This is a genomic window from Corallococcus exiguus (assembly GCF_009909105.1).
Classification (GTDB): domain Bacteria; phylum Myxococcota; class Myxococcia; order Myxococcales; family Myxococcaceae; genus Corallococcus; species Corallococcus exiguus.
Genome location: NZ_JAAAPK010000001.1, coordinates 1,556,197 through 1,565,207 on the forward strand (window position 1 = coordinate 1,556,197; position 9,011 = coordinate 1,565,207).

The window sequence follows — 9,011 nt, forward strand, 5'->3', positions numbered from 1 at the left end:
ATGTCCCAAGACGAACTCCAGCGCACCCTCTGCAATTGCCTGGCGCTGCGGCAGGCCAGCCGTCACGTCACTCAGTTCTATGATCAGGTGCTCGCGCCCAGCGGCCTTCGGACGACGCAGTACTCCATCCTCCACCGCGTCCAGACCCAGGGCCCGCTGACCGTGAACGCGCTGGCGGATCAGCTCGTCATGGACCCCTCCACGCTCACCCACAACCTGAAGCCCCTCTTGAAGGACGGCTTCGTGGTGCTGGAGGTGGGCCGCACCGACCGGCGCCAGCGCGCCATCGCCATCACTCCGGAAGGGCAGGGCGTCTACCGCAAGGCCCGGCCCCTGTGGCTGCGCGCCCAGTCGGACTTCGAGAACGCCGTGGGCAACACCCAGGCCACCGCGCTGCGGGACCTGCTGGCCGCCGTCTCCCGGACGGGACTGGGCGAAGCCGAAGCGGAGGCCGAAGCCCCTCCGGCTCCCAAGGGCAAAACTCGCCGCAGCGGACGCTGAGCGCATCCCCACGGCTCACCCCTCCTCGAGGAACTTCAGGAACGCGGCGACCTGATCCGCCCACAGCTCCGGGTGTGCCTGGGTGAAGTGGCCGAAGGAGCTCGCGCTGCCTTCCTGCACCACGAAGCGGCCGCGCTTTACCCTCGGCATCAACGTCTCCAGCGTGCGCAGGGTGACAGGGTTGAACTCGTCGTCGGAGAAGTTGAGCGCGAACACGTGGGCCTGGATGTCCCCGAGCGCGCCCTCCGGGTCGTAGTCCCGCGAGGACTCCAGCGAGTACAGGATGTCATTGGCGTCCATGCCCGCCGCCTGCGCCCGTGCCGTCGCGATGAAGGCATCCGCCGACTGCGCATCCGGAAGCGTGGCCTGCAGGTGCGGCACCCCGTCCAGCATCATCCGGAAGACCGGGAACGCCTCCAGCCAGCCCCGGGGCTGCGCGGTGTAGAGGCCGTCCTTCCATTCCGGGTCGTTGCGGATCTGTCCCGACACGAAGCGCCGCCACAGCAGGTTGCGCCCCGCGATGCGCGTGGGCAGGGACACGATGGGCATCACGCCCTCCACCGCGTCCGGGTACAGCTCGCTCCACTGCCACGCGTTCATGCCGCCCATGGACAGGCCCACGATGGCGTGCAGACGCCGGATGCCCAGCGTCCGCGTCACGAGCTGGTGCTGAAGCTCCACCATGTCCCGGTAGCCGTAGGCCGGGAACTTCGTGCGCAGGCCGTCGCTCGGCTTGCTGGAGCGGCCGTGGCCCACGCTGTCCGGGAAGATGAGGAGGTATTTCGTCGCGTCCAGCGGACGGCCCGGCGCGAACAGCGCGTCCTGGAAGGACTTGCTCCGCAGCACCTCGCCGCTCGCGCTCGTCCAGTGCAGGAGCAGCACCGCGTTCGTCACCGCGCCGGAGGCGTCCCGGCGCGGCGTGCCCAGCGTCGCGTAGTGGATGCGCACTTCCGGCAGCACCGCCCCATCCTGGAAGCGGTAGCTGGTGAAGACCGCGTCTGCCTCCTGGGCCACGAGTGGCTCGGACGCCGACACCGTTGTCTCCACAGGCGCCGAGGCGGCCTGGGGACGCGCGGTGGCGCACCCCAGGGACAGCCCCAACAGCACGGACAGCAGGACGCGAGGCCGGCGGACGGAAATCGTCATGCCGGGGGAAATACCTGCATGTGCAGGTACTGTAAAGCGCCCCTCAGGGCTTGGGGGCCGTGGCGGTGGCGGCCTTCAGGTAGCGGTCGAAGAACTCCAGGACGCGCCGGTCCACCTCCGCCTCGTTCTTCTTCTTCTTGAAGCCGTGGCCCTCGTCGGGGAGCAGCAGGTACTCCACGGGCACGCCGTTCTTCTTCACCGCCGCGACGATGTCGTCAGATTCCGCCTGGGGGACGCGCGGGTCGTTGGCGCCCTGCACGACGAACAGCGGCTTCTGGATGCGCTCCGCGTGGAAGAAGGGGGAGATCTCCTTGAGCATCACCTCCTGCGTCTCCGGGTTGCCCATCTCCTGGAACATGGCCTGACGGAAGGCGCCCCACTCGGGCGGCATGCTCTTGAGCGTGCGCAGCCAGTTGGACGGGCCGAAGACGTCCACGCCCACGTCGAAGGAGTCCGGGTGGAAGGCGAGCGCCGCCAGCACCATGTAGCCACCGTAGCTGGCGCCGAGGATGCCCACGCGCGAGCCGTCCACGTACGGCAGGCTCGCCAGGTACTTGCGCGCCTCCACGCAGTCTCGCAGCGGATCCTTGCCGTGCTTCTGGTCGTCCGCCCTCAGGAACGTCTTGCCGTAGCCGGTGCTGCCCCGGTTGTTGATGCCCAGCACCACGTAGCCGCGGTTCACCAGGTACTGGACGAAGTTGTTGTAGCCCCGGCTCGTCTGGCCGCCGGGGCCGCCGTGCACGTAGACGATGGCGGGGGCCTTGTGCTCCGCCGTCGCCTGGTGCGGCTTGAAGAGCAGGTTGGGGATCTCCATCCCGTCGAAGGACTTGAAGCGCACCACCTGCGCGTCCACCAGGTCCTCGGAGTCGAGCTCGCGGCTCATCGTGTCCGTCACGCGCCGGGTCTTCTTCGTGGCTAGGTCCAGGACATAGAGGTTCGCGGAGGTGCGGTCCGTCTCCAGCTGGACCGCCAGCTGCTTCTCGTCACGGGAGAAGACGACCTCGGAGATCATCCCGGCGGGGAGCTGCGTCAGCGGAACCTGGGTGCCGGCCTTCACGTCGTGCAGGCGCACCTCGATGCCAGCGTCCACGTTGATGATGGAGACGCGGAACGCCCCCGAGCGCGAGAAGTGCGTGCCATAGATGTCCCAGTCCGCCTTCTCCACGTCCTCCCACCTGCCGGCCTCCTTCGCCGGGCGCACCACCCGGGTGAACTCCGAGCCGTCGTCCGTGATGACGTACAACTCCCCGGTGACAGGGTGGATGTCTCCCACCCGGTAGCTGGCCGAGCCCGTGTGGGGCGTGAGGTTCTTCAGTGCCTTCGTCGCGACGTCGTAGCGCCACACGTTGCCGTCCGACGTGGTGATCGCCTCCTCCAGCGCCACCCAGCTCTCGTCCGGGGCCACGGCGGCGACGCCGAACCCCTTGTCGTTCTGGGCCAGGAGCGTGCGCGCGTACGTCTTCGCGTCATAGCGGTACACGTCCATGGCGCCCGGGTCGCGCTCGTTGGTGGTGAGGTAGAACGCGCTGTCGTCGTGGCTGAAGCCCAGGAAGCCGGCCACGCCCTGCTTCATGGGCGTGAGGTCCTTCTCCTTGCCGTCCGGCGTGCGCACGTAGACGTGCGTCTGCTCATCGCCGCCCTTGTCGCGCTCGAAGAGGAAGCGGCTGTCGCGCGGGAAGGCCCCCACCACCCGGATGCTGTCCGTCTTCGAGCGCGTCAGCGCGGTGGGCTTGCCCCCACCCACCGGCACGCTGTGCACGTTGAAGATGCCGGACGCGTTCGACGAGAAGAGCAGCTGCTTGCCATCCGAGGTGAAGACCGGGGCCATCACCTCCGTGGACCCCATGAACTGCTCCACCGAGTACTGCTTCGACGGCCGGGCCGCCGTCGCGCCCGCGACCGCCTTCACGGCCGAAGCGGGCTTCGTGGCGGGCAGGGTGGCGGGCGGCGCGGCCCCCAGCAGCGGCAGGAGCAACGTCGGGGCAAGGACACGGGACAGGGACTTCCACGCGGGCATGCGGCCTCCGGGAGCGGCGGACCGGGGCACTCTGGGCCAGGCCCCGCCGGGTTCAACAGAGGCGGCGACAAACCTGACATAAGGCTGTCACTGGCAGGGGCGACATTGGGTTCGTTCCCACAACGCGGCACCGGAGATTCCGCCATGACCCAGAACGACCTTCAGAAGACCCCTGCCCTGAGCGGCCTGCACACCTACGCGGGCGGCTGCCTGTGTGGCGCCGTGCGTTACGAGGCCTCCGTGGACCTGGCGGACGTGACCCGCTGCAACTGCACCATCTGCATGAAGTACGGCTACGGCGGCGGCGCGGGGATGAAGCCGGACGCCTTCCGGCTCCTCAAGGGCCAGGACGCCATCAAGAAGTACGGGCGCGACGGCAGCCCCAACACGCGCAGCTTCTGCGGTCGCTGCGGCGTCGTGTGCTTCGGCGACGGCGACGTCCCGGAGCTGGGCGGGAAGTTCGTCTCCATCTACGTCAACACGCTGGATGACGTGGACCCGTCGCTGCTCACCTTCAAGTACTGGGACGGCCGGCACGACAACTGGATGGCCGGGGCGCGCTCCACTCCGTGGCCCTTCCAGGCCGCCGCCTGAGGACGCCCGGAGGGGCAGGGGCCTTGACGCGCCCCTGCCCGTCACCGCCCATGACTACACATTCCCCGAGGCGGCCCGGCCCGCGGCGCGGCCGGAGAAGATGCAGCCTCCCAGGAACGTGCCTTCCAGGGCGCGGTAGCCGTGGACGCCACCGCCTCCGAAGCCGGCCACCTCACCTGCCGCATAGAGCCCTGGGATGGTCTTCCCCTGGGCGTTGAAGACGCGGCCCTGGAGGTCCGTTTCGAAGCCGCCCAGCGTCTTGCGCGTGAGGATGTTCAGCTTCACGCCGATGAGCGGCCCCGCGTTGGGGTCCAGGATGCGGTGTAGCTTCGCGGTGCGCACCAGCTTGTCACCCCGGTAGTTGCGCGCCTGGCGGATGGCCGCGAGCTGCAGGTCCTTGCTGAAGGGGTTGTCCATCTGGAGGTCGCGGGCCTTCACCTCGCGCTCCACCGTGGCGAAGTCCAGCAGCGGGGCTTCCGTCTTCGCGTTCATCCCGGCGACCAGGTCGCGCAGGTTGTTGGAGATGACGAAGTCCTCGCCCTTCTCCTTGAAGGCCTCCACCGGGCCCATGGCCTTCTTGCCCACGGCGCGGTTGAGCACGCCCAGCCAGTCCTTGCCCGTGAGGTCCGGGTTCTGCTCCGAACCGGAGAGCGCGAACTCCTTCTTGATGATCCACTGGTTGAGGATGAACCAGGTGTGCTCGTGGCCCGTCTTGAGGATGTGCTCCAGCGTGCCCAGCGTGTCGAAGCCGGGGAACAGCGGCGGCGGCAGGCGCTTGCCGGTGGCGTCCAGCCACAGCGAGCTGGGGCCCGGCAGGATGCGGATGCCGTGACGGGGCCAGATGGGGTTCCAGTTCCGCAGGCCCTCCGTGTAGTGCCACATGCGGTCGCGGTTGATGAGGCGTCCACCCGCGGCCTCCGTGATGGCGATCATCCGGCCGTCCACGTGGTCGGGCACGCCCTGAATCATGAACTTCGGCGCGGGGCCCATGCGCTCGGGCCACGCCTTGCGCACCAGCTCGTGGTTGCCGCCAATGCCGCCGGACGTGACGATGACCGCGCTCGCGCGCAGCTCGAAGTCGCCCGTCGTCACGCGCGAGCTGCTGGCGCCCCGGGGGACGTCCGTGGGCTCCAGCACCATGCCGCGCACGCCCACCACCGCGCCGTTCTGCGTGAGCAGTTCGTCCACGCGGTGGCGGAAGTGGAAGGTGAGGGTGCCCTTGGCCTCCGCGGCCTTGGCGCGGCGGACGAAGGGCTCCAGCACGCCGGGGCCGGTGCCCCAGGTGACGTGGAAGCGGGGGACGGAGTTGCCGTGGCCCACGGCGCCGTAGCCGCCTCGCTCCGCCCAGCCCACCACGGGGAACCAGCTCATGCCCTGTTGGACCAGCCAGGGGCGCATCTCGCCCGCGGCGAAGTTGACGAAGGCCTCCGCCCACTGACGCGGCCAGTGGTCCTCTTCGCGGTCGAAGGCGGCGGTGCCCATCCAGTCCACCATCGCGAGCGCGTGGGAGTCCTTGATGCCCATGCGCCGCTGCTCGGGCGAGTCCACGAGGAACAGGCCGCCGAACGACCAGAACGCCTGGCCGCCCAGGTTCTGCGGTCCCTCCTGGTCCACCACGGCGACGCGCTTGCCCGCATCCGCGAGCTCGGTCGCGGCGACGAGTCCCGCGAGCCCTCCGCCCACGACAATGACATCCACTTCCTGTCCCATGCGTGCCTCCCGGTAGCACCTGGCGCGCGGATGATAGCGTTTCGCGCGGAGAGCAGAGCTTTCCTTCACCTGCGCATCCCGGCGCTCCGGAGGCTAGACTCCCCGCGCATGGAGCCAGATGTGAAGGGCAACACGGGACCGATGGGCCATGATGCCGCCGCCTACGCGCAGCGTCAGGACGGGCTGTCCCCGGAGCCGCTGCGGGACGCGGCCTGGAGCGTGGCGGGGCAGCGGGCCTTTGGCGTGGTGCTCGACGTGGGCTCGGGCAGTGGTGGGTGGATCCGCCGGCTGCGGCAGAACCCCGCCGTCGAGCGCATCCTCAGCACGGACATCCACGACGCGGGCGCCAGCCGCCTGCCGGGCGTGGAGTTCCAGCTGCGGGACGTGTCCCGGGACGCGCTGCCGTGGGGCGATGGGTCGGTGGACTGGGTGTTCGCCATCGAGGTGCTGGAGCACCTGGCCAACCCGCGCCACTTCGTGAAGGAGGCCTTCCGCGTGCTCAAGCCCGGAGGCCACCTCTTCTTCACCACGCCCAACAACGACAGCCTGACGGCAAGGTTGTCCTTCCTGGTCCGGGGCTACTTTCCCGCGTTCTGCGAGCAGGACTACCGGGACTCCGGACACATCACGCCCATTACGGAACTGGACGCGCGGCGCATGGCCGTGGAGGCGGGCTTCCAGTCCATCGACTTCGACTATCCGCTGCCCGGGCGGATTCCCCGCAGCAGCGTGTACTGGCAGCGGTTCGTGCCGGGGCTGCGCGGCCGGTGGTGGAGTGACGGGCTGTTCGCGCTGCTGACGCGCCCGCGCTGAAAAGACAGGCGACGGGACTGGCCGCCTGTTCAGTCTTCGTGGTAGCCCCTGCCGCGAACCAGCGAGGAGCGCGGATGCAACAGCGTTGCGTGTGGGTGGGGACGGATCCGCTGTACCAGACCTACCACGACGAGGAGTGGGGCGTGCCCGTGCGCGACAGCCGCGCGCTCTGGGAGATGTTGATGCTGGAGGGCTTCCAGGCGGGGCTCGCGTGGATTGTCATCCTGCGCAAGCGCGAGGCCTTCCGGAAGGCGTTCAAGGGCTTCGACCCGAAGGTGGTGGCGCGCTTCACGGAGAAGGACGTCACGCGCCTGATGGCGGACGAGGGCATCGTCCGGGCTCGCGCGAAGATTGAAGCGACCATCGGCAACGCGCGCGCCTACTTGAAGATGCAGGAGGCGGGCGAGGACTTCTCCGCGTTCGTCTGGGGCATGGCGGGCGGGAAGCCCATCCGCAATGTGTGGAAGGGCCGGGGCGACGTGCCGGCGAAGACGGAGCTGTCGGAGGCGTACGCCAAGGCCTTCAAGCAGCGCGGCTTCAAGTTCGTGGGGCCCGTCATTGTCTACGCGTGGATGCAGGCCACGGGCATCGTGGATGACCACACGGTGGACTGCTTCCGGCACCGCTGAGCGCAGGGGGACATCGCGGGCGGTGGGGCTGTGGACCTGTGCCGCCGGGTGCTGGTTTAACGGAGCGCATGCGCTTGCCCCTCCTCGTCGCGGTGCTGTTGCTTTCGTGGAAGACCGGGGCTGAACCGGCTCCCGTGGTTCCCCGCTTCGAGCCAGGCGCCTGCGCCGTGGAGGTCGCCGCTACGGAGCGCATCGACTGCGGCCTGCTGGTGGTGCCGGAGAACCGGCACAAGGCGGACAGCCGCTCCATCCGCCTTCCCGTGACCCTCTTCCGCAGCCGTGCCGCGAAGCCCCTGGCGGATCCAGTGCTGTTCATGCCCGGGGGCCCGGGCCTCAGCGCGGTCGAGCACTTCACCTCCGGCAAGAACAACAAGCTCCTGGACCAGCGCGATTACATCGTCCTGGAGCAGCGCGGCGCGAAGTTCGCGCAGCCGTCGCTCCTGTGCCCGGAGACCTCCACCCTCAGGGGCGAGCTGGCCGCGGGCAGGCTGCGCGGGCCGGCGGCGACCACCGCGCTGACGCAGGCCGCGGGACGCTGCCGGGCGGTGCTGACCGCGTCGGGCGTGGACCTGGACGGCTACACCAGCGAGGCCGCCGCGGATGACATCGAGGATCTCCGCAAGGTGCTCGGCGTGGCGCGGTGGAACCTCTACGGCGTGTCGTACAGCACGCGGCTGATGTTGACCGTGCTGCGGCGGCATCCCGCTGGCGTCCGGAGCGTCGTGCTGGATTCGGTGCTGCCGCCGGAGGTGAACTTCGATGAGGTCTCCGCGACGAACGTGCTGCGTGTCCTGAACCAGGTGTTCGACGGGTGCGCGGTGGACCGCGAGTGCGGCGCAAGGTATCCCGACCTGCGCGCCCGCTTCACGAAGCTGGTGGCCGACGCGGACCGCCGCCCCTTGAAGCTGGCCATCCGTGCGGGCGGCGGACCGGTGGAGGTCCGGGGCGCGCAGGTGGTGGAGGCCGTCTACTCCGCCATGCACGAACCCGTGCAGATCCCCCTCATTCCCAGGCTCATCGTGGACGCCTCCGAGGGGCGTTTCGAGACCCTGCGCGGGCTGATCAGCGACAACCAGGGGCCTTCGTCCATGGCCTGGGGCCTGCGCTATTCAGTCTGGTGCGCCGAGGAAATGCCCTTCGAGGACGCGGGGCGCATCGCCGCGCAGCTCGCGCCCGCCATGGGCCTGGGCGGAGTGAATGAGGGGACGGCTTCACCGCAGGAGTGCCGCGCGTGGAACGTCACCGCGGCGCCCGCCGTGGAGAACGAGCCGGTGAAGAGCGATGTGCCGGCGCTCGTCTTCGCGGGCGAGTTCGACCCGGACACGCCTCCGGAGTGGGGTCACCGGCTGCTCGATTCGATGCCCAACGCGTACCCCGTCGACATGCGGGGCCGCAGCCACGCAGCCTCCTTCAACACGTGCGGCGTGAGCATCGTGGAGGCCTTCCTCCAGGACCCCTCGCACCCGCCCGCCGTCGACTGCGCGCTCAAGCGGCGCGGCGCGGACTTTTCCCTGAGCGTGCGGCCCTAGCAGGCTGCTGAAAAACTCTGGTGCGGGGTCGACCTCCCGCACCGGCGCATGATCTCCTCCTGACCTGGAGGG

General features: G+C 69.3%; 8 protein-coding genes. 5 read left to right on the top strand and 3 right to left on the bottom strand.

Going from position 1 to position 9,011, the window contains the following annotated elements:
- Positions 1-501, top strand: a complete 501-nt coding sequence (locus GTZ93_RS06415) for a MarR family winged helix-turn-helix transcriptional regulator (RefSeq protein ID WP_139919850.1) — start codon at positions 1-3, stop codon at positions 499-501.
- Positions 502-516: 15 nt separating this feature from the next.
- Here the strand turns inward: GTZ93_RS06415 and GTZ93_RS06420 are convergent, their stop codons facing one another.
- Entirely contained in the window at positions 517-1,647 is a 1,131-nt protein-coding gene (locus GTZ93_RS06420; protein WP_139919849.1) for an alpha/beta fold hydrolase, read from the bottom strand.
- Between the two features lie 43 nt (positions 1,648-1,690).
- On the bottom strand, positions 1,691-3,664 hold the full coding sequence (locus tag GTZ93_RS06425; protein WP_139919848.1) for a S9 family peptidase: 1,974 nt from the start codon (positions 3,662-3,664) through the stop codon (positions 1,691-1,693).
- Positions 3,665-3,808: 144 nt separating this feature from the next.
- Here GTZ93_RS06425 and GTZ93_RS06430 point away from each other — a divergent pair, with 144 nt between their 5' ends.
- A complete protein-coding gene (locus tag GTZ93_RS06430; protein ID WP_139919847.1) occupies positions 3,809-4,258 on the top strand; it encodes a GFA family protein in 450 nt (149 codons plus the stop codon).
- A gap of 54 nt (positions 4,259-4,312) precedes the next feature.
- Here GTZ93_RS06430 and GTZ93_RS06435 read toward each other — a convergent pair whose 3' ends face one another.
- A complete protein-coding gene (locus tag GTZ93_RS06435; RefSeq protein WP_139919846.1) occupies positions 4,313-5,968 on the bottom strand; it encodes an FAD-binding dehydrogenase in 1,656 nt (551 codons plus the stop codon).
- Positions 5,969-6,076: 108 nt separating this feature from the next.
- Here GTZ93_RS06435 and GTZ93_RS06440 point away from each other — a divergent pair, with 108 nt between their 5' ends.
- From GTZ93_RS06440 to GTZ93_RS06450, 3 genes are all read left to right on the top strand, one after another.
- On the top strand, positions 6,077-6,781 hold the full coding sequence (locus tag GTZ93_RS06440) for a class I SAM-dependent methyltransferase (RefSeq protein WP_161662674.1): 705 nt from the start codon (positions 6,077-6,079) through the stop codon (positions 6,779-6,781).
- 74 nt (positions 6,782-6,855) lie between these two features.
- Complete coding sequence (locus GTZ93_RS06445; RefSeq protein WP_139919844.1) at positions 6,856-7,410, top strand: DNA-3-methyladenine glycosylase I; 555 nt, start codon at positions 6,856-6,858, stop codon at positions 7,408-7,410.
- Positions 7,411-7,478: 68 nt separating this feature from the next.
- Positions 7,479-8,939: an alpha/beta fold hydrolase gene (locus GTZ93_RS06450; protein ID WP_139919843.1), complete on the top strand. Its 1,461-nt coding sequence runs from the start codon at positions 7,479-7,481 to the stop codon at positions 8,937-8,939.
- The last annotated feature ends 72 nt before the right edge of the window (positions 8,940-9,011 follow it).

Coding starts and splice junctions, on each gene's coding strand:
- GTZ93_RS06415 (WP_139919850.1), top strand. CDS start 1: ATGTCCCAAGACGAACTCCAGCGCACCCTCTGCAATTGCCTGGCGCTG.
- GTZ93_RS06420 (WP_139919849.1), bottom strand. CDS start 1,647: ATGACGATTTCCGTCCGCCGGCCTCGCGTCCTGCTGTCCGTGCTGTTG.
- GTZ93_RS06425 (WP_139919848.1), bottom strand. CDS start 3,664: ATGCCCGCGTGGAAGTCCCTGTCCCGTGTCCTTGCCCCGACGTTGCTC.
- GTZ93_RS06430 (WP_139919847.1), top strand. CDS start 3,809: ATGACCCAGAACGACCTTCAGAAGACCCCTGCCCTGAGCGGCCTGCAC.
- GTZ93_RS06435 (WP_139919846.1), bottom strand. CDS start 5,968: ATGGGACAGGAAGTGGATGTCATTGTCGTGGGCGGAGGGCTCGCGGGA.
- GTZ93_RS06440 (WP_161662674.1), top strand. CDS start 6,077: ATGGAGCCAGATGTGAAGGGCAACACGGGACCGATGGGCCATGATGCC.
- GTZ93_RS06445 (WP_139919844.1), top strand. CDS start 6,856: ATGCAACAGCGTTGCGTGTGGGTGGGGACGGATCCGCTGTACCAGACC.
- GTZ93_RS06450 (WP_139919843.1), top strand. CDS start 7,479: ATGCGCTTGCCCCTCCTCGTCGCGGTGCTGTTGCTTTCGTGGAAGACC.